Genomic DNA, 25,598 nt, shown 5'->3' with positions numbered 1-25,598 from the left:
CTGAACTTCGTGATCAACTGCAACCTCCAGCGCCTGGACGGGCCGGTGCGCGGCAACGGCAAGATCATGCAGGAACTCGAGGCGTTCTTCCGCGGTGCGGGCTGGAACGTGATCAAGGTCGTCTGGGGCCGGGAATGGGATGACCTGCTCACCCGCGACACCGACGGGTCGCTGGTGAAGATCATGAACGAAACCCCCGACGGGGACTACCAGACGTACAAGGCCGAATCCGGCGGGTTCGTCCGCGAACACTTCTTCGGGAAAACCCCGCAGACCAAGGACCTCGTCGCGGACCTGACCGACGACGAGATCTGGAACCTCAAGCGCGGCGGGCACGACTACCGCAAGGTCTACGCCGCGTACAAGGCCGCGACCGAATTCAAGGGCAAACCCACCGTGATCCTGGCCAAAACGGTCAAGGGCTACGGACTGGGCCCGCACTTCGAAGGCCGCAACGCCACCCACCAGATGAAAAAACTCACCCTGGATGACCTCAAGAAGTTCCGCGACCACCTGCGGATCCCGGTCACGGATGAGCAGCTGGAGAAGGACCCGTACCGGCCGCCGTACTACCACCCGGGCACGGATGCCCCGGAAATCAAGTACCTGCTCGAGCGCCGCGCAGCCCTCGGCGGGTCGGTTCCGGAACGCCGTTCGAAGCACTCCGACATCGAGCTGCCCGAGGCAAAGACCTACGAGGTCGCCAAGCGCGGTTCGGGCAAGCAGCAGGCCGCCACCACCATGGCGTTCGTCCGCCTGCTCAAGGACCTGATGCGGGACAAGAACTTCGGCAAGCACATTGCGCCGATCATCCCCGATGAGGCCCGCACGTTCGGCATGGACGCGTTCTTCCCGACGGCGAAGATCTACAACCCCAAGGGCCAGAACTACCTGTCCGTGGACCGCGACCTGGTCCTGGCCTACAAGGAATCCGCCCAGGGCCAGCTGATCCACCCCGGCATCAACGAAGCCGGCGCCGTGGCAGCCTTCACCGCCGCCGGCACCGCCTACGCCACCCACGGCGTGCCCCTGGTCCCGGTCTACGTGTTCTACTCCATGTTCGGCTTCCAGCGCACCGGCGACGCCTTCTGGGCCGCCGCCGACCAGATGACCCGCGGCTTCATCATCGGCGCCACCGCAGGACGGACCACCCTCACCGGCGAAGGCCTCCAGCACGCCGACGGACACTCCCCCCTGCTCGCCTCCACCAACCCCGCCGTGGTCACCTACGACCCCGCCTACGGGTACGAAATGGGCCACATCGTCCGCGACGGCCTCGAACGCATGTACGGGGTCGCCGCAAGCGGCGAAAACGGAACCGCAGCTGTATCTGGCAGAAACGTCATGTACTACCTCACGGTCTACAACGAGCCGATCGTGCAGCCGGCCGAACCGGAGAACCTCGACGTCGAAGGTGTCCTCAAGGGCATCTACAAGCTCGCAGCCTCCACCACCGAAGGCCCCAAGAGCCAGATCCTCGCCTCCGGCGTCTCCGTCCCCTGGGCCCTCGAAGCCCAGCGGATCCTCGCCGAAGACTGGGGCGTCTCCGCCGACGTCTGGTCCGTCACCTCCTGGAACGAACTGCGCCGCGACGGCCTCGCCGCCGAAGAGGAAGCCTTCCTCAACCCCGGCAAGGACGCCCGCCAGCCCTTCGTCGCCAAACAGCTCGAAGGCGCCCAGGGCCCCGTCGTCGCCGTCTCGGACTACATGAAGGCCGTCCCGGACCAGATCCGGCAGTTCATCCCGAACGACTTCGCCACCCTCGGCGCCGACGGCTTCGGCTTCTCCGACACCCGCGCCGCCACCCGCCGCTTCTTCAAAAACGACACCCACTCCATCGTCGTCAAAACCCTCCAGCTGCTGGCGGCGAGGGGCGAAGTGCAGGAGGGCGCGCCGTCGTACGCCATGGACCGCTACAAACTCCTGGACGTCACGGCGGGAACAACAGGAGGAGCCGGCGGCGACTCCTGACGCTCCGCGCCGGCCACCCTCGAGCCCCGAGTTTTTGTCCAGATAATGGCCCCAAAAGGCCTCTGAAGTCGCGATATGTGGACGAAAACTCCAAAGCGGGGGAGGTAGCCAACAAAAACGGCGCAACAAAAAACGACGGCGGCCCGCACCTCATGATGGGGGCCGCCGTCGTGCTTCTTTGGGTCAGGTCAGGGGTGCCTGCGGTCGACGACGAAGCCTGTTGCTGCGCTCTCCCTGACTGCCGTGATTCCTGCGGTGACGGCTTTGATGTTTGAGAAGCTGGGCGATACCGCAACGACGGTCCCGTCGTCAGCCGTCAGCCTGAACCGGTACTGCCCGGCGCCTGCCGTCTCGATTACGAATGTGCCTGCCATAGATGCTCCTTCCGCCAGCTGCACCGTTGCAGCTGCCATTACGACCCCCAATTGCCAACACGACACATTCGACGTTAGCCGCCATTCATTGGACGAACCACCCCTACTGCCGGGTAGTATTCCGCCGCGTGCCCGCTCCGGCATGGCCTAGGGTGATTCCATGACCGACTTCCCCCACCCCCAGACCACCGGCGTGCTGCTGGCGGCGGGTGCCGGGACCCGCCTTGGCCGGGGACCGAAGGCGCTGCTTCCGTTCCGGGGACGCACCCTCGTGGAGGTCCTGGCGGACATACTGCTCGACGGCGGCTGCCGCGAGGTTGTGGTGGTGCTCGGCGCGGGTGCCGGGGACGTCCGCGCCCGGGCTGACCTGGCCCGGCACACGGTGGTCGAGAACCCGGCGTGGGCCGGCGGTATGGGCAGTTCCTTCCAGACCGGACTTGATCATGCACGCCGGGAAGACCACGTGCTGGTGGCGCTCGTGGACCAGCCGGGGCTGACAGCAGAAACTGTCGCCCGGCTGCTCCGTGCACACCGGCCGGGCCGGTTGACTGCCGCTGCGTACACCGACGATTCCGGGAAGCTCCGGCGCGGCCACCCGCTGCTGCTCGACGCCACGCTGCGCGCGGAAGCCGCGGCCTCGGCCGGCGGCGACGCCGGTGCCCGGCGTTTCCTTCAGGCCCATCCGGACCTGATCGACCTGGTGGACTGCACTCTGCCGCCCGGTTCGGGCCAGTCCGGCGGCGAAGACCTCGACACCCCGGACCAGCTGGACCTGCTGGGCTGAATCGGCTACCGGAGCAGCCCCGCCGCAAGAAGTTCCTGCAGCCCCTGTTTGAAGAGGGCCCTCCCGCCGTGGGCCGGATGCCTGATTTTCGGCACGTCCAAGCCACTGCGGCGAAGGCTCTGGTGCGCAACGTTCCCTACGGCCAGCACGGTTTCGATGGGAAAGATGCCGGTCAGGGCCTGCCAGAACGGGGTCCCCAGGGCTGCTTCCGCCGGCGTGGGCGTCCGGTTGGTCAGCGGCTGACCCGGCACGTGCGTATGCCACGGGCAGGCGCTCCACAGCAACGGGAGGAAGTCGAGCTCCGCCAGCACCTCCCACATCACCGTCGCCGTGGGCTCGGCGGCGACGCCGGCAGCCTCCGGCGGGAGCACGTACCCCCTCCCGGCGCCGAACAGCCCGAAGTGGTTGGCGGGTCCGGCGAACATGGTCCGATTGGTGAAGGGAACCCCGGTGATGCGCATGCCCCGGAAGCCGGGCGCCTCCCCCACCAGCAACACCTTCGGGGTCCGGTCCAGCATGTCGCCCAGGTAGGCCGCCAGGTTCTGCCGCCGCAGAGCATTGACGGGAACGGAACGGTCGAAGAAGTTGTTGCAGCCGGGGCCGGTTTCGGCGGCGGCCAGCCGGGCAATGAACCCGTCGATTGGCGACGGGCCCATTGATCCGCCTCCCTCTCGGCCCCGCGCTGCTTTTACCAGCGGGGGTGGATTGCCTCGCGGAAGTAGTGGTCGTAGATCCAGCGCACGCCCTCGTCGAACTCCGGGCTGAGCACTGTGGCAACCGCGGCGGCGTTCGCCCTTGCCTGCTCCACGGAACGGGCACCGGGGATGACCGAGGTGACACCGTCCTGCGCGGCGACCCACGCGATGGCAGCCTGCGCGGTGCCCGAGCCCTCCGGCACCAGCTGCTCAAACTCGGCCACCGCCTTGAGCCCCAGATCGAAGTCCACCCCGGAGAAGGTTTCGCCGACGTCGAAGGCATCGCCGCCGCGGTTGTAGTTGCGGTGGTCGTCGGCCGCGAAGACGGTTTCCTTGGTGTACTTCCCGGACAGCAGCCCGGAGGCGAGTGGAACCCGGGCGATGATGCCCACGCCTGCGGCCTTCGCGGCGGGCAGCACCTCGTCCAGCGGCTTGAGCCGGAAGGCGTTCAGGATGATCTGCACAGAGGCCGTTCCCTCGTGGCGCATGGCCTCGAGGGCTTCATCGGTCCGCTCGACGCTGACGCCGTAGTTCCTGATGGCCCCCTCGGCGACGAGGGTATCCAGCGCGTCGTACACCTCGGCCCGGCTGTACACGGCGGTGGGCGGGCAGTGCAGCTGGACCAGATCCAGGGCGTCGGTCAGCAGGTTGCGGCGGGACCGGTCCACCCATTCGCGGAAGTTGGCGAGGTTGTAGTTTTCCGGGCGCTGTTCCAGCCTGCGGCCCATCTTCGTGGCCACCGTGATGCCCGTGCCGGGGTTGTCGGCCAGGAACTCTCCGATGGCCTGCTCGCTGCGGCCGTCCCCGTACACGTCCGCGGTGTCGAAGAAGGTTACGCCGGCCTCCGCCGAGGCCGCGAGGATGGCCTTCGCCTGGGCCGGGTCAACGTTGCCCCAGTCCGCGCCGAGCTGCCAGGTTCCCAGTCCAACGGCTGAAACGTTCCGTCCGGTCTTGCCTAAGATGCGCTGTTCCATCCCCCGACTATATGTTGCCAACCCCACGCGGGGTCACTTCGCGCCCTCCGGCGGCGCATTATTGGGCACAAAGTGACTCCGCGTTGCCTGGACCTGCGGGAACACCGCCTGTGGGAACGTTGTCGGGAACGTTGTCGGGAACGAGCCCCGCCTCCTTCAGCCCCAGGTAGATCTTGTCCCGGGCGATCGGCAGTTCGGCGAAGCGCACCCCGGTGGCATTCCGGATTGCGTTAGCCAGCGCGGGCGCCACGGGGTTGAAGGGGCTCTCGCTCATCGACTTGGCCCCGAGCGGACCCATGGAATCGTTGGTGTCGGCGAAGTACACCTCGCTGCGCGGCACGTCCGCGAAGGACGGGATGTGGTACTGCCGGAGGATGTCCGTGGTTACGCGGCCGGCGTCGTCCACCCGGACCTCCTCGTACAGGGCGGCACCCAGGGCCTGGGCAATCCCGCCCTCGATCTGCCCCCGGCACTGCCGCGGATTAACGACGACGCCGGCGTCGGCCGCCTGCACGCTCTGCAGGATCCGCAGCTCCCCGGTTCCGGTGTTGACGGCCACGCGGAAACCGTGGACGTTGAACGCCACCGAGCGGGGCGTTCCGCCCCAGCGCCCCTCGGCCTCGAGTTCGACGCCGGCCTGCCGCGCCGCGTCGAACAGTTCAGTAAGCGGCACCCTGGTTCCCTCGCAGACGACGGCATCGCCGTCGAGCACGCAGCCGGAGGCCTGGATCTGCCGGATGCCGGCGGCGAACGCCCGGATCCGGACGGCCAGTTCCTCGGCGGCGGCCAGTGTCGCCTTTCCTGCCACCACGGTTCCGGCCGACCCGAAGGCGCCGGTGTCGTGCTCAATCAGGTCCGTATCCGACTGCCGGACGGCGACCCGCGCGGCCACTGTGGACAGCGCCGTCGCCGCGAGCTGCGCGTGCACCGTGGTGGTGCCGTTGCCGAATTCGGCGGTTCCGACGTCGGCGGCGTACGTTCCGTCGGCCAGGAGCCGGAGCCTGGAATGGGCGAAGTGGCCCCGCGGCGGCACGGTATCGATCATGGACAGCGCCGTGCCCTCGCCCGTGACCCAGTCCGGCCCCAGGTCGTCGAGGCCGGCGGACCGGTAGCGTTCGCGGCCGCGCTCCAGCGCGTCCTGCACCAGGCGCGTGCACTGGTCCAGCCCGTAGCTGCCGTAGTGGACGTCCTCCTCCGGGTCGGGGTGGGTGGACAGCATGTCGTCGCCCTCGCGCACCATGTTGCGGCGGCGGAATTCCAGCGGGTCCATGCCGATGCCGGCGGCCAGTTCGTCGATGGCAGATTCGATGGCGAAGATCATCTGGCTGAGGCCGTAGCCGCGGAAGGCGCCGGACGGCACGGTGTTGGTGTAGGCGGCGAGCGCGTCCACCTTCTTGTTGGCGCACTTGTAGACGGCCAGGGACTCGCCGCAGCCGTGGAACATGACGCCGGGGGCGTGGTTGCCGTAGGCGCCCGTGTTGGTGAGGACGTCAAGCTGCAGCGCCGTGAGCCGGCCGTCCCTGCTGGCGCCGGCCTTGAGCTTGATGGTGAACGGGTGCCGCGTGGTGCTGGCGGTGAACTGCTCGGTGCGGGTGAACTCCAGCTGGACGGGGCGCCGCAGTTTCAGGGCCGCGAGCGCGGCGATGTCCTCCGTCAGCACCTCCTGCTTTCCGCCGAAGCCGCCGCCCACCCGGCCGGCCACCACGTGGACCTGGTCCTCCGGCAGCGCGAACACGCGGCAAAGCGTGCGGCGCACCAGGAACGGCACCTGGCTGGACGTGCGCACCTGCAGCCGGCCGTCGTCGTCCACCGAGGCGATGGAGGCGTGGGTTTCCAGGGCCACGTGCTGGACGCGCTGGGTGCGGTAGGTCTGCTCGTGGATGAAGTCGGCGGCCGCGAACCCGTCGCTGACGCTGCCGAGTTCGGAGTGCAGCTCGGCCACGATGTTCCGCTCCGGCCGGGCGATCCGCGCCGTGCCTGCCTCCTTTTCCCCGTGCAGGGCGGGCGCGCCGGGCACGATGGCGTCCTGCGGGGTGAACACCGCGGGCAGTTCCTGGTACTCAACCCGCACGGCCCGGACGCCCGCTTCCGCAGCCCCCACCGATTCGGCGACGACGGCGGCCACTCGCTGCCCGCGGAACCTCACCACGGTGTCCAGCAGCCGGGTGTCGTCGGGGTCGTCGGTGTAGAGCTCGTGCTGGGCGCTGGAGTACAGCCGGTCCGGGGCGTCCTCGGCGGTGAGGACGGCCACCACTCCCGGCACCTCCATCGCGGCAGAGGTGTCGATGGACAGGACCCGGGCGTGGGCATGCGGCGAGCGCACGAGCTTCATGTGCAGCAGGCCGGGCAGCGCCTCGGCGGGGACGTCCAGCGTGTAGCGGGCCTGGCCCGTGACCACCGCGCGGCTGGCGGGGGCGGGAACGTCGTCACCCAGCCGGCCGGGCTCCGGGGCGGGCTGCCCCTCACCGGCAATGCCCGAGCCGGGGCCTTCCGGGACGGGGTGGCCTTCGTGGCCGCAGACGGCGTCCGCGATGGCCCGGTACCCGGTGCAGCGGCACAGGTTGCCCTTGAGGTTGCGCGGCAGGTTTTCCTTCTGCACGTCGTCGAACGTGGCCGCCGTCATCACCATGCCCGCGGTGCAGAAGCCGCACTGGAAGCCCTGGCGGTCCAAGAACTGCTGCTGCACCGGGTGCAGGTCGGTCCCCTTGCTGGTGGCGGCAAGTCCCTCGATCGTGGTGACCGCGTGGCCCTCCGCGAGGACGGCCGGGTAGATGCAGCTGTGCACCGGGGTGCCGTCCACATGCACGGTGCAGGCACCGCAGTCGCCGCCGTCGCAGCCCTTCTTCACGCCGAAGTTGCCCTGCTCCCGGAGGAACGTGCGCAGGCACTGGCCCGGCCGCGGCTGCGCCTGTACCGGCGCGCCGTTGATTTCCATGGCCATGCTCAGGCCCCTCTCGTTGTCTGGTGCGGCGGCATCTGCCGGGTCTGCTGCAGGGGCTGCAGGGGCTGCTGTGTCTGCTTCGGCGGCCAGAAGTCACCGGACACTGCTGCCGGCCCTCCGGCGGGCGAGCCCAGTTCTGCCAGGATTTCCCCGGCCAGGCGGTGCGTCATGTCGCGGCGCCACTCGGGCAGCCCGTGGATGTCGTCGTGATACAGGGCCGCCGAGATGGCGGTCGCAAGTTCGTCCGCCAGCTCCGGCGCGTCCGGCAGGGACTCGAACCGGAGCTGCATGGGCCGCTTGGTGGCGGCGGTGACGGTGAGCGTGAACCGGCCGTCGTCGTCGAGCCTTCCGATCAGCAGCACGCCCGACCTGCCGAGGTTGCTCAGCGAGAGGCGGCGGAACGCCACCCGGGCGGACAGGGCCGACGCCGGCAGGTTGACGCTGCGGAGCAGCTCGCCGGGTGCCAGGGCGTTTTGCCCGTCCCCGGTGATGAGGCCGGCCACCGGGAGTTCGCGGCGGGTGCCTCCCGGGCCGAGGATGGTGGCCGTGCCGTCCAGTCCCACGCACAGCGAGATCATGGGGCCGGCCGGCAGTGACGTACAGAGGTTGCCGCCCACGGTGGACATGTTCCAGACCTTAAAGGACGCCACGAAGGAGTCGCAGCAGGGCCGGATAAGCTCCAGACCCGGCCAGCGCTGAGCATTCACTGCCCAGTCCGGAGTGCCCCCTTCGCCTGCCAGTTTTTCCGGCAGCGCGTACAGTTCGGCGACTGTGCAGGTGGCGGCGAGCTCTATGCCATCCGCCGTCACGGTGACGGGCTGCCAGCCGGCGGAACCGAGATCCAGCAGGCGCCGCAGCGGCTCGGGCCCGAAGGCCGTGCTGCCGTAGGAAAAGAGGACGGTGCCGCCCGCGAGCCAGGCGTCGCCGTCGCGCCAGTCGGCGGGGTCGGTGGTGCGGACCACCGCCTCGATGGTGTTCATGTCCATGCGATCTCCTGGGGTGCCTGTTCTGTAATGAGTGCCGGTTGGCGGCTTAGCGCGGGTTCTGTACCGCCGGCGGGAAGCGAGTGGATGGGTCCGCTGCCGTCCCGCAATGGAGCGCAGGCCGCGGCACCGGTGCGGGCTGCGATCAGCTCCGCGGTGATGGAGACGGCGACTTCCGCCGGTGTGACGGCGCCGAGGTCCAGGCCGATGGGTGAATGCAGCCGGGCCAGCCGATCCGGTGCCACGCCGGCCTCGAGCAGCCCGTCGATGCGCTGCCGGTGGCTGCGCCGCGAGCCCAGGGCACCGACGAAGGCCATATCCAGCTCCAGCGCACCCTGCAGCAGCGGAATGTCGAACTTGGGGTCGTGGGTGAGGACGCAGATGACCGTACGGGCATCGATCCTGCCTGCGGTGGCCTCCGCCGCCAGATACCGGTGCGGCCAGTCGGTTGCCACCTCGTCCGCGGCGGCGAAGCGTTCCTGCGCCGCGAACGCAGGCCGGGCATCGCACAAGGTGACGCGGTAGCCGAGCAGCTTCGCGGCCGGCACCAGCGCCGCGCCGAAGTCGTTGGCACCGAACACCAGCAGCCGGGCCTGCGGCAGGCGGCTCTCCACCAGCAGGGCCACCGGTTCGGGCGAGGCCTGCGTGGCGCCAGCCCGGGCCGAAGCACTGCAGCCCTGCGGCGGCGCCAGCCGGACCAGCCCCGTCCGGCCACCGCGCAGCAGCGGTTCGACCTGGGCCGCGGCCGCCAGGAGTGCTTCCCGCCTTGCCTCAACGTCCAGGGCATCCAGGCCCAGCAGGGCTGCGAGGTCCGCTGATCCGGCCGCCCGGAAGCTTCCCGGGTCAGGAATTACGACGACGGAAGGCGGCTGTGCGCCGGCGACGGCGCCTTTCCCGGCAGCCCCCAATGCGCTGCCGGGCACGGTTTTGGCGGCCGCGGCCGGCGCGTCGATGCGCCGGATGAGCGCCAGCGGCCGTTCGGGATCGCCGGCGGCCAGCGTCCGGAGCGCGCCGAACCCGGCGGCGCCGCCCTCCAGCGGCTGGATATGGACCTCCAGCTCGCCGCCGCAGGTGAGCCCGACGGCGAACGCGTCCTCGGGACTGAAGCCGAACGCCTCAAGGCGGGTGCCGCCGTCGGCCATTACCTCCAGGGCGGAGGCAACCACGGCGCCTTCAACACAGCCGCCGGAGAGGCTGCCGAGGATCTCGCCGGATTCGGACACCAGCATGGAGGTCCCGGGCGGCCGCGGCACGGAGCCGCTGGCAGTGATGATGGTGGCGACGGCGCAGCGTTCCCCGGACGCCGCCGGGCGCCAGCCGGCCAGAGAAGGCATCAGATCCAGCATGGCAGCACTCCCTCTTCCCGTGCGATGGTGCCCATATTCTCGTTCCTATTCCTGGTAGTTGAAAGCATGCGACGCCGGTCCGGCCCGGCGACGCGCAAACGGTCCGGGGATGCGCGGAATCCCGTGTCCGCCGGCCGTCTGCGCGTCGCCTGGCACTTTCCGTGTCCTGGCCGGGTCCTACGCCCCGAGCAGCGCGCCGATCGGACCCCGCGCGAAGTAGATAATGAAGCCCACGGTGACCACCCACATCAGCGGGTGGATCTTCTTCGCCTTGCCTGAGGCCGCACCGATCACCGCCCAGGTCACGAAGCCCACGCCGATGCCGTTGGCGATCGAGTAGCTCAGCGGCATGGTGACGATCGTCAGGAAGGCCGGCAGCGCCACCGCGAATTTGGTGAACTTGATCTCGCGGATCTGCGCCATCATCATGGCGCCCACCACCACCAGGGCGGCGGCTGCCACCTCGAGCGGCACCACGCTGGTGAGCGGGGTGAGGAACATTGAGCCCAGGAACAGCGCGCCGGTGACCACCGAGGCCAGCCCCGTGCGCGCGCCCTCGCCGATGCCCGCGGCGGAGTCGATGTACACGGTGTTGGAGGAGCCCGACGTCGCGCCGCCCACCACCGCGCCCACGCCTTCGACGATGAAGGCGGACTTGAGCCGGGGGAACGTGCCGTCCTTATGCGCCACGCCTGCGCTCTTCGCGAGGCCGGTCATGGTGCCCATGGCGTCGAAGAAGTTGGTGAACACGAGCGTGAACACCAGCATCGTCGCGGCCAGGCCGCCGATCCGGCCGAAGGCGCCGAACATGTCGAACTGCCCCACGAGGCCGAGGTCCGGTGCGGAGACCAGGTGGCCGGACAGCACCGGGGTGTTCAGGTGCCAGCCGCCGGGGTTGGTTTTGCTGGCGGGGCCGATGTGCATGAATGCCTCGACGACGGCGGCCAGTGCCGTGGTGGCCACGATGCCGATGAGCAGGCCGCCCTGGACCTTCCGTGCCACGAGGATGCCCATGACCAGCAGGCCAATGATGAACACCATGGTGGGGATGGAGGTGATGGAGCCGTTGTCGCCGAGCTGGACCGGGGGCCCGCCGGCGCTGGCCTTGACGAAGCCCGAGTCCACGAAGCCAATGAAGGCGATGAACAGGCCGATGCCCACCGTGATCGCCGCTTTCAGTTCCTTGGGCACGGCCCGGAAGATCGCGGTCCGCGCGCCGGTGACGCCGAACAGGACGATCAGGATGCCGTTGATGACCACCAGGCCCATGGCCTCGGCCCAGGTGACCTCGTGGATGACCGCCACCGCGAGGAAGGAGTTGATGCCCAGTCCCGCGGCCAGGCCGAACGGCAGGTTGGCGATCAGGCCGAACGCGATGGTCATGACGCCGGCTGTCAGCCCGGTGACTGCGCCCACCTGCGCCGCGGACAGCCAGCCGCCGGCGACGTCCGTGGGGGCGTTGTCCGCGCTGAAGCCGCCGAGGATCAGCGGATTCAGGATGACGATGTAGGCCATCGTGAAGAAGGTGACCAGTCCGCCGCGCACCTCGCGGGCCACGGTGGAACCGCGGCGGGTGATGTGGAAGAAGCGGTCAAGGAAAGAGTTCGACGCCGGGGGCCTGGGGCCGTTGCCCCGTTGCGTTTTTCCGGTTGTCTGGTGCATTTCGAGTGCCGCTGTCTGCCCCGCGCCCTGAAGCGCAGCCTGCTTTTCAGCGGTGTTGTCCAGGATTGTCATGTCAGCCACCGGGCCCTAGTAGTCAATCCTGGAGTCGAGCGTGTTCCAGGTGTTGAACGGTTCCAGGATGGCCGGGGCTTCGGGGTGGCCCAGTTCGAGCTTGGAGACCGGCATCAGGGCGTGCCGGTCCTCGTTGTCGAAGTACTCGTAGAAGACGGCGTCGTCGAAACCGACGGACGCGGCGTCGTGCCGGTCCGCGGCGAAGACAACCCGATCGATGCGGGCCCAGAGCGCCGAGGCCAGGCACATGGGGCATGGCTCGCAGCTGCTGTAGAGGGTGGCTCCGCGGAGGTCGAAGGTGCCCAGACCGCTGCATGCGCGGCGGATGGCCGTGACCTCGGCGTGGGCGGTGGGATCGTTGTCGGCGGTGACCCGGTTGACGCCGTCGAACGCCTGACCGTCGGCGGTGACGATCACGGCGCCGAACGGGCCGCCGCTGTTCAGGACGTTGGCGGTTGCCAACTGGATGGACCTGGCCAGGTATGCCTCGGCCGTGACGGTGGTACTCATGATGCGACTCCCTTTGCTGTGGAAGCCGGTACCCCGCGACGGAACGGAAAGGACCAAGTGCGACGGTTACCCGGCTTCAGCATGTGCTTTTGAAGGTTAAGTTGCGCCTGGTAGATAGCTTCCCCGGAGTCCCGGGTGCCCGCCTTTGGCAACATCGAGATTAGCACCGGAATGTGGTCCGCGCCATAGTTTTCTGGAAATTTAATTTCGCGATGTGAAATGTGTGTTTCGAGTGCCTCACGGCGGGCCGCTTCCAAGGCTGCCGGATGGACCTGCCACCCGGCCGGTCACAATGCGCGGCCATTGACCCCCGTCCGGCGCCCGCCCTACGCTGGTGCCGACCCGCCGCCCGGGCGTCACGTACAGGCGGCAGGTCCCCTGGATCAGCAGACAGGACCACTGAGCTGGAAAGTATCAGCACGCTCAGACAAGGACCCTCATGACCCAGTTCTCCCACCTTTCATCGACGCTCCCCCAGCCGGCACCCGAATCCCGGCTCTGGATCCGGAACCCGCTGGCGGCCTTCACCGCCAACGGCCTCGATGCCTCCGGCGGCCTGGTGATCAGCGGTGGCAAAATCGTGGAGGTGCTCGGCGCGGGCCAGACCCCCTCCGCACCGTGCGGACAGACCTTCGACGCCGGCAACCACGTGGTGCTGCCCGGCCTGATCAACACGCACCACCACTTCTACCAAACGCTCACGCGCGCCTGGGGTCCGGTGGCCAACGCACCTCTCTTTCCGTGGCTGCAGAACCTCTACCCGGTCTGGGCGAGGCTGACCCCGCGGGACCTTGACCTCGCGGCCACCGTGGCCCTCGCCGAACTGCTCCTCTCCGGCTGCACCACCGCTGCCGACCACCACTATCTCTTCCCCGCCGGGATGGAGGACGCGGTCGACGTCGAAATCGGCGCCGTCCGGCGCCTCGGCATGCGGGCAACCCTCACCCGCGGCTCCATGACCCTCGGCGAGGACGACGGCGGCCTGCCGCCGCAGTCGACGGTGCAGGCACCGGAGGTGGTGCTCGCCGACAGTGAACGGCTGATCCGCGAGTACCACGAGCGCGGCGACGGGGCCGTGATCCAGATTGCGCTGGCGCCGTGCTCGCCGTTTTCCGTCACCAAGGAGATCATGGCCGAGACCGCCGCGATGGCGGACCGGCACGACGTCCGGCTGCACACGCACCTCGCGGAGACCCTCGCCGAGGAGCAGTTCTGCCTCGAGACGTTCGGCCTGCGCACCGTGGACTACCTGGACAGCGTGGGATGGCTGACGGACCGGACCTGGCTGGGCCACGGCATCCATTTCAGCGACGCAGAAATTGCCCGGCTGGGAGCTGCGGGGACCGCCGTCGCGCACTGCCCGACGTCGAACATGCGGCTTGCATCCGGCACCGCCCGGGTGCTGGAACTGGAGGACGCGGGAGTGCCCGTGGGGCTGGGAGTGGACGGATCGGCGTCGAACGATGCCTCCAACATGATCCTGGAGGCGCGGCAGGCGCTGTACCTGCAGCGGCTGCGCTACGGCGCGCAGGTTCCGGTGGAGCGGGCGCTCGGCTGGGCCACGCGCGGATCAGCGGCGGTGCTGGGCCGGCCGGACCTGGGCGAACTGGCGCCCGGACTGCAGGCGGACCTGGCCCTGTTCCGGCTCGACGACCTGCGGTTCTCCGGCAGCCACGATCCCCTCGCCGCCCTGCTGCTGTGCGCCGCCGACCGCGCGGACCGCGTGATGGTGGGCGGCCAGTGGCGGGTGGTCGACGGACAGATTCCGGGGCTGGACGTGGCCGGTCTGATCGCGGAGCATTCGGCGGCGGCGCGGCGGCTGGTAAACGGCTGACGCCCCCGCCGGCGCTCCCTCGCCGTTTCGACGGTTCCCTGCGCAGACGACGTTCCGCAGCGTCGAGTGCGCAGGGAACCATCGAAACGGGGCCGGTCAACTGCTAGCGTGGCCGCATGACTCCGTCGAAGACGCCGGCCGAGATTCTGGACATCGCCGGCACCGAGGTCCGCATCTCGAGCCCGGACAAGCTGGTGTTCCCGGAGCCCGGCCTGACGAAGCTCGACCTGGTGCGCTATTACCTGGCGGTTGCGGATGGCGCGCTCCGGGGTGCCGGCGGCAGGCCGATGGTGCTCAAGCGCTTCCCGAAGGGCATCGACGCGGAGCCTTTCTTCCAGAAGCGAGTACCCGACAACCATCCTGGCTTCATCGACACGACGACGCTGCACTATGCGTCGGGGACGTCGGCGGAGGAAGCCGTCATCCGGGATGCTGCGGGCCTGGCGTGGGTGGTGAACCTCGGCTGCCTCGACCTCAACCCGCATCCGGTGCGCGCCGAGGACCTCGAGCACCCGGACGAACTCCGGGTGGACCTGGATCCGATGCCGGGGGTCGACTGGTCGCAGATCGTGGACGTCGCCTATGTCGCGCAGGAGGTGCTCGACGACATGGGGCTTGTGGGGTGGCCGAAGACGAGCGGGTCGCGGGGACTCCACATCCTGGTGCGGATTGCGCCGCGGTGGTCGTACCGCGACGTGCGCCTCGCGGCCGAGACGCTGGCCCGGGAGGTTGAGAACCGCGCTCCCGGCCTTGCCACCGCGAGGTGGTGGAAGGAGGAGCGCGGCGAGAGTGTGTTCGTGGACTTCAACCAGAACGCGAAGGACCGCACCGTGGCGTCGGCCTACTCGGTGCGGCCCTTGCCCGACGCCCGGGTCTCGACGCCCCTCACCTGGGACGAGGTCCGCTCCGCCCGGCCGGAACAGTTCACGGTGCCCACGGTGGTGGAGCGCTTCGCCGAGGCGGGCGACCCCCACGCCGGCATCGACGACGCGGCCGGCTCCCTCGACGGGCTACTCGCCCTGGCCGCAGAGCTCGGCCCCGCCGAGAAGGCGCCGCGCGCCGGAAACGGCTCCGGCCGCCGGCAGTCGGTGATGCCGCTCATTGAGGTGGCCCGCACCAAAACCAAGCCGGAAGCGTTGGCGGCGCTCGACGAGTGGAAGTCCCGGCATGCGGACGTGGTGCCGGCCCTGCATCCTGCCGACGTGCTGGTCGACGGAATGCGCGGCTCAAGTTCGCTCTGGTACCGGGTGCGGGTGAACCTGCAGCATGTCCCCGAAGCGAAGCGTCCTGCGCAGGAGGAGCTTGTTGCGGACTACGACCCGTGGGCGGGCAAGGAGTGGCCGGGGCGTCCCGGGTCCTCGCCTGCCTGAGGACACTGCACCGGTCCGGCGACACAGAAATGGTCCGGCGACACCTATATTCGGGTGTCACCGGACCATTTGCGCGTCCTGCGGCGAATACCGCGTCCTATGGCCGCCGGCCGAAGACCGGAAGCGCCCGCAGCCACCGCGACAGGCCGCCGGAGCGCCGGTCGCAGTCAGCCGGGATGTAGAAGTCGGGGTCCGTGGCGCCGAACGGCAGGTACAGCTCCTGGCCGGGTGCCGGGAATTCCGCGACGTTGTTCTGATCCTGCGAGTCCATCTGTTCCTCCTCGTTTCTTGCGCTGATCCGCAACGCATTTTTTCGCTTTACGGAAATTTGTTTCTGATATGTGAAATCTTACGAATGCTTAGCGCGCGGCGTCAAGACCCTCCCGGGCCGGACGTCCGCCGTCGTCGGTCACAAACGGTTTTTTGAATCTGTGATGTACACCACCGGAATGCTGCGCTACGCTTGAAGGCAATTCGTGGCGCACGTCACGTAACCTGGGAGCAGCAGGCAGGGTCGTAATGAGCTGGCATCACAACTGATGTCGGCTCATTTTTTGTTTGGGTCGACGCCACTGAAACGCGTGGGAAACACGCACTTAATTTCTATGTGGGACCTTCGTTCCACATACCGGAAGTTGGGAACAGACCATGAGCAACAAGATCGTCCTCGGCCAGAACCAGTACGGCAAGGCCGAAGTCCGCGTCGTCAAGATCACCCGCGACACCGACCGGCACGAGATCGAGGACCTGAACGTCACCTCGCAGCTCCGCGGCGACTTCGAAGCCGCCCACCTCGAAGGCGACAACGCCCACGTGGTGGCCACCGACACCCAGAAGAACACCATCTACGCCTTCGCCCGGGAGGGGGTCGGCTCCCCCGAGGCTTTCCTGCTCCGCCTCGGTGAGCACTTCACCTCCAGCTTCGACTGGGTCACCGGCGGCCGCTGGGAAGCCGAGTCCTACGCCTGGGAACGCATCCAGGCGCATGGCACCGCACACGACCACTCCTTTGTCCGCAAGGGCCAGGAAGTCCGTACGGCCGTCCTGGTCCGCGACGGCGCCGCCACCCACCTGATCTCCGGGCTCAAGGACCTGACCGTCCTGAAATCCACGCAGTCCGGCTTCGTCGGGTACCCGAAGGACAAGTACACCACGCTGCCGGAGACCACCGACCGCATCCTGGCCACCGACGTCTCGGCCCGCTGGCGCTTCAAGGCCGGCACGGATTTCAGCTCGCTGGACTTCAACAAGAGCTACGAGGACGTCAAGAGCCTCCTGCTTGAAGGCTTCACCGAGAAGTACTCCCACGCCCTGCAGCAGACCCTGTTCGACATGGGCGCGAAGGTCCTGGAGGCCCACAACGAGATCGAGGAAATCAAGTTCTCGATGCCCAACAAGCACCACTTCCTCGTGGACCTCTCGCCGTTCGGGCTCGACAACCCCAACGAGGTCTTCTATGCGGCCGACCGCCCCTACGGCCTCATTGAAGCCACTGTCCGGCGCGACGACGCCGAAGCAGCCGACGCCGCCTGGTCGGGCATCGCCGGCTTCTGCTAAACAGCCGCCTGACAAGCGTCGCCGGCCGGCCCGCGGACACCAAGGTCTCCGTGGGCCCGCCGGCCCCGCAGCCACCCCCGGTTCCGAGTTTTTGTCCACATATCGCGACTTAAACGCCCCTAAACCCCTAATAAGTGGACAAAAACTCCAAGCCCCGTCCATTACCAACCGCCCCAGCCCGAGGCCACTACACGATTCAAATTGTTAGCCAGACATTGTTAGCCAGACGAAGGCGTCTGCCATGAACCAAGAAAGTCTGCCATGAACATCACCAAGAAAAGCCGCCCAGCGGCAACCCGCCCGGAAGACCAGCGCCTCTCGATCGGCAGCACTTTCGCCTACGGGTTCCAGCACGTCCTCACCATGTACGGCGGCATCATCGCCCCGCCCCTGATCATCGGCGCCGCGGCCGGCATGTCCTCCCAGGACATCGGCCTGCTGATCGCCGCCTGCCTCTTCGTCGGCGGCCTCGCCACCATCCTCCAGACCGTCGGCTTCCGCTTCTTCGGCTCCCAGCTCCCGCTCGTCCAGGGCGTCTCGTTCGCCGGCGTCTCCACGATGGTGGCGATTGTCCACGGCGGCGGCGGAATCCAGGCGGTCTTCGGTTCCGTGATTGCGGCGTCGCTGATCGGCCTGCTCATCACCCCGCTGTTCTCCAAGATCATCAAGTTCTTCCCGCCGGTTGTCACGGGCACGGTGATCACCACCATCGGCCTGACACTGATGCCGGTGGCCGCCAACTGGGCCATGGGCGGCAACAAGGCAGCCCCCAACTACGGCAGCATGGCCAACATCGGCCTGGCCGCCGCCACGATGGCGATCGTCCTGCTGCTGAGCAAGGTGGGCAACGCCGCCATCTCCCGGCTGTCCATCCTCCTCGCGATGGTTCTCGGCACCCTGATCGCGCTCGCCTTCGGCATGGCTGACTTCTCCAAGGTGGGCACCGGCGAGATTGTCGCCTTCCCCACCCCCTTCGCCTTCGGTCCGCCGACGTTCGAGATCGCGGCTATCATCTCCATGCTGATCGTCATCCTGGTGACGCTCACCGAGACCTCCGCAGACATCATCGCCGTGGGCGAGATCGTGGGCACCAAGGTCGACTCCAAGCGGATCGGGGACGGCCTCCGGGCTGACATGCTCTCCAGCGCCATCTCCCCGCTGTTCAACTCCTTCACCCAGAGCGCCTTCGCCCAGAACGTGGGCCTGGTCGCCATCACCGGCGTCAAGAGCCGGTTCGTCGTCAGCGCCGGCGGCCTCATCCTCGTCGTCCTCGGCCTGCTTCCGGTTCTTGGCCGGGTCGTCGCGGCGGTGCCGACGCCCGTCCTGGGCGGGGCCGGCGTCGTACTCTTTGGAACTGTTGCCGCCAGCGGCATCCGGACGCTCTCCAAGGTGGAGTACCGCAACAACATGAACCTGATCATCGTGGCCGCGTCCATCGGCTTCGGCATGATCCCGATCGCCGCACCGGCCTTCTACGACCAGTTCCCGTCTTGGTTCAGCACCATCTTCCACTCCGGCATCAGCTCGGCAGCGGTCATGGCCATCCTGCTGAACCTGCTCTTCAACCACCTCAAGGCGGGCAATTCGGACAATCAGTCAGTGTTCGTGGCGGGCACCGGGCGTGTGGTCAAGGAGGAGGACCTGCACTGCCTGGCCGACGGCGACCGCTTCGAAGGCGGGAAGCTCATCGACTGCGACGGCAAGGAAGTCCCCATCGAGGCCTCAACCAAGTCAGACCACTAGCCAACCCCATTAAGCGCGAATAGGCAGCTAATGCCCCCAAATCCGAGATTTGGGGGCATTAGCTGCCAGCTCGCGCTATGGAAGTACGACGGCGGGGGGCCTAGTTTTGGTTGAGCTCGTCCGAGATGGCCTGGGCTGCTTCGCGGAGGAGCGGCACGGCGCGGTCGGCGAAGGCCTGGTCCACGCGGGAGACCGGCCCGGAGACGGAGATGGCCGTGGGCGTGGGAGCGTTGGGCACGGCCATGGCGAAGCAGCGCACGCCGAGCTCCTGCTCCTCCTCGTCGATCGAGTAGCCGCGTTCCCGGATCCGGTTGAGATCGGCAATGAGGGAATCGAAGTCGCCGATGCTCTTGGCCGTGGGCGTGGGCATGCCGGTGCGGGTCACGATGCCGCGCACCACCTCGTCGTCCAGCTGCGCCAGGATCGCCTTGCCCACTCCGGTGTCGTGCGTGTGGGCGCGGCGGCCCACCTCGGTGAACATGCGCATCGAGTGCAGCGACGGCACCTGCGCCACGTAAATCACCATGTCCGAGTCCAGCACGGCCATGTTGGATGTCTCCCCCAGCCGGTCCACGAGCGACTTCAGCTGCGGCCGGGCCAGGGCACCGAGTTGCTTGTTGGCGCCTTCGCCGAGCCGGATCAGCCGCGGGCCCAGGGCGTAGCGGCGGTTGGGCAACTGCCGGATGTACCCCAGCGCCACGAGCGTGCGCAGCAGCCGGTGGATCGTCGGCAGGGGCAGGTCCGTGGAGGAGGAGAGCTCGCTGAGCGTCACGTCGCCGCCGGCGTCGGTGATCAGTTCCAAAAGTTCAAAGACGCGCTCAACCGACTGCACGCCTCCGCTGGCCTTCTCAGCCATGTAGCACTCTCCTGTTGCCTCGAATACGACAACTCTTATCCGCATCGTGAAAAAAGTTGCTTAGACAGCCAAAGATACAGCACGGCGCCGGGCCCCGTCGATGGAAAGAGCAGGGGCTTGTATTTCCATAAAGTAGATAATAATATCCATAATACGAAAACATTCAGCTGAAGCGCCCGCCCCAACGGCGGGCCGAACCAGGAGGACATTCAATGGCGAACCCGAGCCCCGGAAACTCAATCACCCTGCGCGTGGAGGCCCCCTCGAGCTTCTCCGCCACCAGCGAGCTCGCGGCAGCCGTCGGCGCGGCCGGTGCGGCGATCACCGCGCTGGACGTCACCGAGTCCCACCACGAGACGCTGGTTGTCGACGTCACCTGCAACACCACCGACCAGGACCACGCGGACCGGGTGAAGGATGCGCTCAACGCGCTCGACGGCGTCACCGTCCGCAACGTCTCGGACCGTACCTTCCTGATGCACCTCGGCGGCAAGCTCGAGGTGGTCCCGAAGGTGGCTCTGCGCAACCGCGACGACCTCTCCCGCGCCTACACACCGGGCGTCGCCCGCGTCTGCCTTGCCATCGCCGAAAACCCCGACGCCGCCCGGAACCTGACGGTCAAGCGCAACACCATCGCCGTGGTCACCGACGGTTCTGCCGTCCTGGGCCTCGGCAACATCGGCCCCGCTGCGGCGCTTCCCGTCATGGAGGGCAAGGCCGCGCTGTTCAAGCAGTTCGCCAACGTCGATGCTTGGCCGGTCTGCCTGGACACCCAGGACACCGAGGAAATCATCAAGATCGTCAAGGCCCTCGCACCCGTCTACGGCGGTGTGAACCTCGAGGACCTCGCCGCGCCGCGCTGCTTCGAAATCGAAAACCGGCTCCGCGAGGAACTGGACATTCCGGTCTTCCACGACGACCAGCACGGCACCGCCATCGTCACGCTGGCCGCCCTGGTCAACGCGCTGCGCGTCGTCGGCAAGAAGCTCGCTGAGGTGAAAATCGTGGTCTCCGGCGTGGGCGCCGCAGGCTCCGCGATCATCCAGCTCCTCAAGGCCCAGGGCGCGCAGCACATCATCGCCGCCGGCCGCTCCGGCGCCATCCACTCCGGTGAGAAGTACGACGACGAGCACCGCACCTGGATTGCCGCGAACACCAACGCGGAAGGCTTCGACGGAACCCTGCACGAGGCCCTGAAGGACGCCGACGTGTTCATCGGCGTCAGCGCCCCGCACGTGATCGGCGAGGAACAGGTCGCCTCGATGGCCAAGGACGCCATCGTCTTCGCCATGGCCAATCCGACGCCGGAAATTGACCCCACCGTGGCCTCCAAGCACGCCGCCGTCGTAGCCACCGGCCGCAGCGACTTCCCGAACCAGATCAACAACGTCCTGGCCTTCCCGGGCTTCTTCCGCGGGCTGCTGGACGCCGGGGCATCGGACATCACGCCGGAGATGCTGGTGGCCGCTGCCGAGGCGATCGCCAACCGGGTTGCTGACGACGAACTCAACGCCAGCTACATCATCCCCAGCGTCTTCGATCCCCACGTGGCCGCCGACGTCGCGGCAGCAGTCGCCGCCGCGGCGCACGCCGCAGCGGGCACTGGCGTCGCGGCAGCATCAGCGGAAGACTCAACAGAAGAAGCTGCGGACGCAGCCCTCGCCAACGCCTGAATCAGCCCTGGAAAGGACCCACAATGGCTATCACAGTCACAGACCCCCGGCCGATCGAGCGTGCGGAGGAAATTCTCACCCCTAAGGCACTCGCGTTCGTGGAGGAGCTCCACAAGCGCTTCGCCGGCCGGCGCGGCGAGCTGCTCACGGCCCGGAAGGCCAAGCGTGAGGAGGTCGCCCGGACCGGCAGCCTGGATTTCCTGCCGGAAACCAAGAACGTGCGCGACGGCGACTGGAAGGTTGCGCCGGCACCGGCGGCCCTGCAGGACCGCCGGGTTGAGATGACCGGCCCGGCGTCGCCGGCCAAGATGGCCATCAACGCCCTGAACTCCGGCGCCAAGGTGTGGCTGGCCGACCTCGAGGACGCCAGCACCCCCACGTGGGGCAACGTCATCGACGCCATCCTTAACCTTCGCGACGCCGCCACCGGAACCCTGAGCTACACCTCCCCCGAGGGCAAGGAGTACCGGCTCCGCACCGACGCCCCGCTGGCCGTCGTCGTGGCCCGCCCCCGCGGCTGGCACATGGAGGAGCGGCACCTGCTGCTCAACGGCGAACCCGCCGTCGGCGCGCTCGTGGACTTCGGCCTGCACTTCTTCCACATCGCCAAGCAGCTGGTGCTCAACGGCCACGGCCCGTACTACTACCTGCCGAAGATGGAGAGCCATCTCGAGGCACGGCTGTGGAACGACGTGTTTGTCTTCGCCCAGGACTTCCTCGGCCTCGGCCAGGGCACCATCCGCGCCACGGTGCTGATCGAAACCATTCCGGCAGCCTTCGAGATGGACGAGATCCTGTACGAGCTGCGGGACCACGCCTCGGGCCTGAACGCCGGCCGCTGGGACTACCTGTTCAGCATCATCAAGTACTTCCGCGATGCCGGCTCCAGCTTCGTGCTGCCGGACCGCGCCACCGTGGCCATGACCGCACCGTTCATGCGGGCCTACACGGAACTGCTGGTCAAGACCTGCCACCACCGGGGCGCGTTCGCCATGGGCGGCATGGCCGCGGTCATCCCCAACCGGCGCGAACCCGAGGTCACCGCGCAGGCGTTCGAGAAGGTCCGCGCGGACAAGACCCGCGAGGCGAACGACGGCTTCGACGGCTCGTGGGTTGCCCACCCTGACCTCGTGCCCGTCTGCCAGGAGGTGTTCGACTCGGTCCTCGGCAACAAGCCCAACCAGCTGGACAAGCAGCGCCCGGAAGTTTCGGTCACCGCCGGTCAACTGCTGGACATCGCCTCCGCCGAAGGCCAGGTCACGGAAGCCGGCCTGCGCCTGAACCTCTACGTCGCCGTGGCATACACCGCCGTCTGGATCTCCGGCAACGGCGCGGTTGCCATCCACAACCTCATGGAGGACGCCGCCACGGCGGAAATCTCCCGCTCGCAGGTCTGGCAGCAGATCCGCAACGAGGTGGTCCTCGCGGACACCGGCAACAAGGTCACCCGGGAACTGGTCACCCGCATCCTCGCCGAGGAAACCGAGAAGCTGCGCGGCGAGGTGGGCGAGGAAGCCTTCGCCCGCTACTACCAGCCGGCCAGCAGCCTGATCGGCGACATCTGCCTGTCCGAGGACTACACGGACTTCCTCACCACCCCCGCCTACGAACTGGTGGGCTGAGGCATGGCGGTACCCGAAACATCGCTCACCGCGGCGGACCTGGCCCGGATCGACGGGCAGCTGGCGGACACCGACCGGCTGCTTGAGCAGAACTACCCGGGCGACGACGGCTCCCGCCAGCCAGTCCACACCGTCTACGTGCCCGCTGACCGTTTCACGCCGTCGCTCGCCGCCGACTGGGGAACCCAGGCGCTGGCGACGGCGGCCGCGCACGGCGGGCTGGCCCGGCTCGGTTCGCTGCTGGGCCAGGACGCCGAGCTCGCCGAGGCAGTCGCCTCCCGGGTGGAGACGAAGCTGGGCAGCGAGCCGATCGAGGACCTCCGGCTCGACTTTGAAGACGGGTTCGGGGACCGGGGCGACGACGCCGAGGACGCCGCCGCTGTTGCCGCGGCGTCCGCCGTGGCCGCGGCAGTCTCCGCCGGCTCCGCGCCGCCGTTCATCGGGATCCGGTTCAAGTGCTTCGAGGCCCCCACCCGGGCCCGCGGGCTGCGCACCCTGGACCTGTTCGTCTCCGGCCTGGCTGCCGCGGGTGAACTGCCCGAGGGCCTGGTCCTGACACTGCCCAAGGTCACCACGGTGGCGCAGGTGCAGGCGATGGACTACGCCGTCTCCCGCCTCGAGGAGATCCACTCACTCCCCTCGGGCCGGCTCCGTTTCGAGGTGCAGGTGGAGACGCCGCAGCTCATTCTCGGCCCCGAAGGAACATCCCCGGTGGCGCAGCTGCCGCACGCCGTTCCCGGGCGGATCAGCGGACTGCACTACGGCACGTACGACTATTCGGCTTCGCTGCAGATCTCGGCGGAGTACCAGTCGATGGAACATCCGGTCGCCGACTTCGCCAAGGAGGTCATGCAGCTGGCGGTGGCGGGCACCGGCATCCGGCTGTCCGACGGTTCCACCAACATCATTCCCGTGGGCGACAACGTGGAAAACGCCTGGCAGCTGCACGGCCGCCTGGTGCGCCGTTCCCTGGAGCGCGGCTTCTACCAGGGCTGGGACCTGCACCCGGCCCAGCTGCCCAGCCGCTTCGCGGCAACGTATGCCTTCTACCGCCAGGGCCTGCCGGCTGCGGCCGCCCGGCTGCGGAACTATGTGGAGCAGACGGAAGGCGGCGTGATGGACGAGCCGGCCACTGCCCGCGCGCTTGCCGCGTTTGTGCTGCGCGGCGTCCAGTGCGGCGCAGCAGGTGCCGACGAGGTGCTGACGCTTGCCGGCGTCGGACTCCCGCAACTCACCGGCCTGGCCCACCCGCGGCTGGCCCAATCCACTTCGAAGTAAGGATCCAATGATGGGCAACTACTACTACCCCCAGGGCGGCCTGCCGCCGCAGACCCACCTCACCACGGAACGGGCCATCGTCAAGGAGGCCTACACGGTCATCCCCAAGGGCGTCCTGACGGACATCGTCACGTCCAACCTGCCGGGCTTCTCGAACACCCGCTCCTGGATCATCGCCCGCCCCATCTCCGGGTTCGCCACCACGTTCTCCCAGCTGATCGTCGAGATCGCCCCGGGCGGCGGCGCACCGAAGGCGGAGTTCGAGACAGGCGTTGAGGGCGTTGTCTTCGTCACCAAGGGCAAGCTCAACCTGACGCTCGACGGCGAACTGCACCTCCTTGAAGAGGGCGGCTACGCCTACCTCGCCGCCGGCTCGGAGTGGGGCGTGGAGAACGTCTCGGACGACATCGTCTCCTTCCACTGGATCCGCAAGGCCTACGAGCGGCTGGAAGGCTACGAAGCCAAGTCCTTCGTGACCAACGAGAAGGACGTCGAGCCCACCGCGATGCCCGACACCGACGGCGTCTGGAAGACCACCCGCTTCACGGACTCCAGCGACCTGGCCCACGACATGCAGGTCAACATCGTCACCTTCCAGCCCGGCGGTGTGATCCCGTTCCCGGAGACCCATGTCATGGAGCACGGCCTGTACGTCCTCGAGGGCAAGGCCATGTACCTGCTCAACAACGACTGGGTGGAGGTGGAGGCCGGCGACTTCATGTGGCTGCGTGCCTTCTGCCCGCAGGCCTGCTACGCGGGCGGTCCGGGCGAGTTCCGCTACCTGCTGTACAAGGACATGAACCGCCAGGTCCGCCTGACGTAGTCCCTCCTTTTCGGGCCGGGACCGCCGAAACCGCCGGAAGCCGCCAGCACGCTGGAGCTTCCGGCGGTTTCGCGCGTTTTCGTCTCCTTCCGCGTGAACGTCAACCCGGCCCGACCCCTTGCGTCACAACTGGCCGCAGGGAAGCATGGGGGCATGCTGACGATCGGAACGACAGTCCTTGGCGTCAATGACGTCGCCCGCGCCACCGCATTCTGGTGCGACGCCCTCGGCTACATCCCGCGGGAAGACGGCGATGAAACGTGGGTGGTGCTGGTCCCGCAAAAGGGCGACGGCGCCCGGCTCGCCCTCATGCTCAGCGAGACCCCGGTGCAGTCCCATCCGCGCCTTCACCTCGACCTCTACGCCGACGACCAGGCTTCCGAGGTGGAACGCCTCGTCGAGCTCGGGGCATCCCGCGTGAACTGGGACTCCTACCCTGATGACCCGGACTTCGTTGTGCTCGAAGACCCGGACGGGAACCGCTTCTGCGTTGTGGATGCGGCGGCCTGAGAATTTTCAAGGACCCCCGG

General features: G+C 68.0%; 21 protein-coding genes. 11 read left to right on the top strand and 10 right to left on the bottom strand.

The window, feature by feature from the left end; genetic code table 11:
• On the top strand, window positions 1-1,971 hold a 1,971-nt coding region (gene aceE / locus ACFTSA_RS17160; protein ID WP_377952797.1), incomplete at its 5' end, for a pyruvate dehydrogenase (acetyl-transferring), homodimeric type.
• A 188-nt stretch (window positions 1,972-2,159) separates the two neighbouring features.
• Here aceE and ACFTSA_RS17155 read toward each other — a convergent pair.
• A complete protein-coding gene (locus ACFTSA_RS17155) occupies window positions 2,160-2,345 on the bottom strand; it encodes a YegP family protein (RefSeq protein WP_331575326.1) in 186 nt (61 codons plus the stop codon).
• Between the two features lie 160 nt (window positions 2,346-2,505).
• Between ACFTSA_RS17155 and nboR the strand changes: the two genes are divergently transcribed.
• The gene (nboR, locus tag ACFTSA_RS17150; protein WP_377952796.1) at window positions 2,506-3,129 is read left to right on the top strand and encodes a nicotine blue oxidoreductase; all 624 of its coding nucleotides are present in this window, start codon (window positions 2,506-2,508) and stop codon (window positions 3,127-3,129) included.
• Between the two features lie 5 nt (window positions 3,130-3,134).
• Here nboR and ACFTSA_RS17145 read toward each other — a convergent pair whose 3' ends face one another.
• The 7 genes from ACFTSA_RS17145 to ACFTSA_RS17115 all read right to left on the bottom strand — a co-directional run bounded on the left by ACFTSA_RS17145 (window position 3,135) and on the right by ACFTSA_RS17115 (window position 12,312).
• Window positions 3,135-3,785, bottom strand: coding sequence for a uracil-DNA glycosylase (locus ACFTSA_RS17145; RefSeq protein ID WP_377952795.1), 651 nt, complete (start codon window positions 3,783-3,785; stop codon window positions 3,135-3,137).
• Between the two features lie 32 nt (window positions 3,786-3,817).
• Entirely contained in the window at window positions 3,818-4,798 is a 981-nt protein-coding gene (locus tag ACFTSA_RS17140) for an aldo/keto reductase (protein ID WP_377952794.1), read from the bottom strand.
• A gap of 58 nt (window positions 4,799-4,856) precedes the next feature.
• The gene (locus ACFTSA_RS17135; protein WP_377952793.1) at window positions 4,857-7,739 is read right to left on the bottom strand and encodes a molybdopterin-dependent oxidoreductase; all 2,883 of its coding nucleotides are present in this window, start codon (window positions 7,737-7,739) and stop codon (window positions 4,857-4,859) included.
• A gap of 2 nt (window positions 7,740-7,741) precedes the next feature.
• The gene (locus ACFTSA_RS17130; RefSeq protein WP_377952792.1) at window positions 7,742-8,725 is read right to left on the bottom strand and encodes an FAD binding domain-containing protein; all 984 of its coding nucleotides are present in this window, start codon (window positions 8,723-8,725) and stop codon (window positions 7,742-7,744) included.
• Window positions 8,716-10,068, bottom strand: a complete 1,353-nt coding sequence (locus ACFTSA_RS17125) for an XdhC family protein (protein WP_377952791.1) — start codon at window positions 10,066-10,068, stop codon at window positions 8,716-8,718. The genes ACFTSA_RS17130 and ACFTSA_RS17125 overlap by 10 nt, the downstream gene beginning before the upstream one ends.
• A gap of 177 nt (window positions 10,069-10,245) precedes the next feature.
• Window positions 10,246-11,811: an NCS2 family permease gene (locus ACFTSA_RS17120; protein WP_377952790.1), complete on the bottom strand. Its 1,566-nt coding sequence runs from the start codon at window positions 11,809-11,811 to the stop codon at window positions 10,246-10,248.
• 6 nt (window positions 11,812-11,817) lie between these two features.
• The gene (locus tag ACFTSA_RS17115) at window positions 11,818-12,312 is read right to left on the bottom strand and encodes a nucleoside deaminase (RefSeq protein WP_377952789.1); all 495 of its coding nucleotides are present in this window, start codon (window positions 12,310-12,312) and stop codon (window positions 11,818-11,820) included.
• A gap of 439 nt (window positions 12,313-12,751) precedes the next feature.
• On the opposite strand from ACFTSA_RS17115, the gene ACFTSA_RS17110 reads away from it, so the two are divergent.
• Both ACFTSA_RS17110 and ligD read left to right on the top strand, forming a co-directional pair.
• Entirely contained in the window at window positions 12,752-14,146 is a 1,395-nt protein-coding gene (locus tag ACFTSA_RS17110) for an 8-oxoguanine deaminase (RefSeq protein WP_377952788.1), read from the top strand.
• A gap of 116 nt (window positions 14,147-14,262) precedes the next feature.
• Window positions 14,263-15,516, top strand: a complete 1,254-nt coding sequence (gene ligD / locus ACFTSA_RS17105) for a non-homologous end-joining DNA ligase (protein WP_377952787.1) — start codon at window positions 14,263-14,265, stop codon at window positions 15,514-15,516.
• Window positions 15,517-15,613: 97 nt separating this feature from the next.
• Here the strand turns inward: ligD and ACFTSA_RS17100 are convergent, their stop codons facing one another.
• Window positions 15,614-15,787 (bottom strand): hypothetical protein, encoded by a 174-nt coding sequence (locus ACFTSA_RS17100; RefSeq protein ID WP_214856926.1) that lies wholly within the window; start codon window positions 15,785-15,787, stop codon window positions 15,614-15,616.
• A 377-nt stretch (window positions 15,788-16,164) separates the two neighbouring features.
• On the opposite strand from ACFTSA_RS17100, the gene pucL reads away from it, so the two are divergent.
• The gene (pucL, locus tag ACFTSA_RS17095; RefSeq protein ID WP_377952786.1) at window positions 16,165-17,073 is read left to right on the top strand and encodes a factor-independent urate hydroxylase; all 909 of its coding nucleotides are present in this window, start codon (window positions 16,165-16,167) and stop codon (window positions 17,071-17,073) included.
• Window positions 17,074-17,334: 261 nt separating this feature from the next.
• Entirely contained in the window at window positions 17,335-18,816 is a 1,482-nt protein-coding gene (locus ACFTSA_RS17090; protein WP_377952784.1) for a nucleobase:cation symporter-2 family protein, read from the top strand.
• A gap of 100 nt (window positions 18,817-18,916) precedes the next feature.
• Here ACFTSA_RS17090 and ACFTSA_RS17085 read toward each other — a convergent pair whose 3' ends face one another.
• Window positions 18,917-19,672 (bottom strand): IclR family transcriptional regulator, encoded by a 756-nt coding sequence (locus tag ACFTSA_RS17085; RefSeq protein ID WP_377952783.1) that lies wholly within the window; start codon window positions 19,670-19,672, stop codon window positions 18,917-18,919.
• 212 nt (window positions 19,673-19,884) lie between these two features.
• On the opposite strand from ACFTSA_RS17085, the gene ACFTSA_RS17080 reads away from it, so the two are divergent.
• The 5 genes from ACFTSA_RS17080 to ACFTSA_RS17060 all read left to right on the top strand — a co-directional run bounded on the left by ACFTSA_RS17080 (window position 19,885) and on the right by ACFTSA_RS17060 (window position 25,578).
• Entirely contained in the window at window positions 19,885-21,345 is a 1,461-nt protein-coding gene (locus ACFTSA_RS17080) for an NAD-dependent malic enzyme (RefSeq protein WP_377952781.1), read from the top strand.
• 23 nt (window positions 21,346-21,368) lie between these two features.
• Entirely contained in the window at window positions 21,369-22,967 is a 1,599-nt protein-coding gene (aceB, locus tag ACFTSA_RS17075; protein WP_377952780.1) for a malate synthase A, read from the top strand.
• A gap of 3 nt (window positions 22,968-22,970) precedes the next feature.
• Window positions 22,971-24,245, top strand: a complete 1,275-nt coding sequence (locus tag ACFTSA_RS17070; RefSeq protein WP_377952779.1) for a DUF6986 family protein — start codon at window positions 22,971-22,973, stop codon at window positions 24,243-24,245.
• Between the two features lie 10 nt (window positions 24,246-24,255).
• Window positions 24,256-25,068 (top strand): bifunctional allantoicase/(S)-ureidoglycine aminohydrolase, encoded by an 813-nt coding sequence (locus tag ACFTSA_RS17065; protein ID WP_377952808.1) that lies wholly within the window; start codon window positions 24,256-24,258, stop codon window positions 25,066-25,068.
• Window positions 25,069-25,221: 153 nt separating this feature from the next.
• Window positions 25,222-25,578, top strand: coding sequence for a VOC family protein (locus ACFTSA_RS17060; protein WP_377952778.1), 357 nt, complete (start codon window positions 25,222-25,224; stop codon window positions 25,576-25,578).
• Window positions 25,579-25,598: the final 20 nt, after the last annotated feature.

The sequence above is a fragment of the Arthrobacter sp. NPDC057013 genome, assembly GCF_042674585.1.
In the GTDB taxonomy this organism is placed as follows: Bacteria; Actinomycetota; Actinomycetes; order Actinomycetales; family Micrococcaceae; genus Arthrobacter.
This window is presented reverse-complemented; position numbering and strand designations above follow the sequence as displayed.

Excerpts from the sequence above, each read along its gene's own strand:
- ACFTSA_RS17155 (WP_331575326.1), bottom strand. The coding sequence starts at position 2,345 with ATGGCAGGCACATTCGTAATCGAGACGGCAGGCGCCGGGCAGTACCGG.
- nboR (WP_377952796.1), top strand. The coding sequence starts at position 2,506 with ATGACCGACTTCCCCCACCCCCAGACCACCGGCGTGCTGCTGGCGGCG.
- ACFTSA_RS17145 (WP_377952795.1), bottom strand. The coding sequence starts at position 3,785 with ATGGGCCCGTCGCCAATCGACGGGTTCATTGCCCGGCTGGCCGCCGCC.
- ACFTSA_RS17140 (WP_377952794.1), bottom strand. The coding sequence starts at position 4,798 with ATGGAACAGCGCATCTTAGGCAAGACCGGACGGAACGTTTCAGCCGTT.
- ACFTSA_RS17135 (WP_377952793.1), bottom strand. The coding sequence starts at position 7,739 with ATGGCCATGGAAATCAACGGCGCGCCGGTACAGGCGCAGCCGCGGCCG.
- ACFTSA_RS17130 (WP_377952792.1), bottom strand. The coding sequence starts at position 8,725 with ATGGACATGAACACCATCGAGGCGGTGGTCCGCACCACCGACCCCGCC.
- ACFTSA_RS17125 (WP_377952791.1), bottom strand. The coding sequence starts at position 10,068 with ATGCTGGATCTGATGCCTTCTCTGGCCGGCTGGCGCCCGGCGGCGTCC.
- ACFTSA_RS17115 (WP_377952789.1), bottom strand. The coding sequence starts at position 12,312 with ATGAGTACCACCGTCACGGCCGAGGCATACCTGGCCAGGTCCATCCAG.
- ACFTSA_RS17110 (WP_377952788.1), top strand. The coding sequence starts at position 12,752 with ATGACCCAGTTCTCCCACCTTTCATCGACGCTCCCCCAGCCGGCACCC.
- ligD (WP_377952787.1), top strand. The coding sequence starts at position 14,263 with ATGACTCCGTCGAAGACGCCGGCCGAGATTCTGGACATCGCCGGCACC.
- ACFTSA_RS17100 (WP_214856926.1), bottom strand. The coding sequence starts at position 15,787 with ATGGACTCGCAGGATCAGAACAACGTCGCGGAATTCCCGGCACCCGGC.
- pucL (WP_377952786.1), top strand. The coding sequence starts at position 16,165 with ATGAGCAACAAGATCGTCCTCGGCCAGAACCAGTACGGCAAGGCCGAA.
- ACFTSA_RS17090 (WP_377952784.1), top strand. The coding sequence starts at position 17,335 with ATGAACATCACCAAGAAAAGCCGCCCAGCGGCAACCCGCCCGGAAGAC.
- ACFTSA_RS17085 (WP_377952783.1), bottom strand. The coding sequence starts at position 19,672 with ATGGCTGAGAAGGCCAGCGGAGGCGTGCAGTCGGTTGAGCGCGTCTTT.
- ACFTSA_RS17080 (WP_377952781.1), top strand. The coding sequence starts at position 19,885 with ATGGCGAACCCGAGCCCCGGAAACTCAATCACCCTGCGCGTGGAGGCC.
- aceB (WP_377952780.1), top strand. The coding sequence starts at position 21,369 with ATGGCTATCACAGTCACAGACCCCCGGCCGATCGAGCGTGCGGAGGAA.
- ACFTSA_RS17070 (WP_377952779.1), top strand. The coding sequence starts at position 22,971 with ATGGCGGTACCCGAAACATCGCTCACCGCGGCGGACCTGGCCCGGATC.
- ACFTSA_RS17065 (WP_377952808.1), top strand. The coding sequence starts at position 24,256 with ATGGGCAACTACTACTACCCCCAGGGCGGCCTGCCGCCGCAGACCCAC.
- ACFTSA_RS17060 (WP_377952778.1), top strand. The coding sequence starts at position 25,222 with ATGCTGACGATCGGAACGACAGTCCTTGGCGTCAATGACGTCGCCCGC.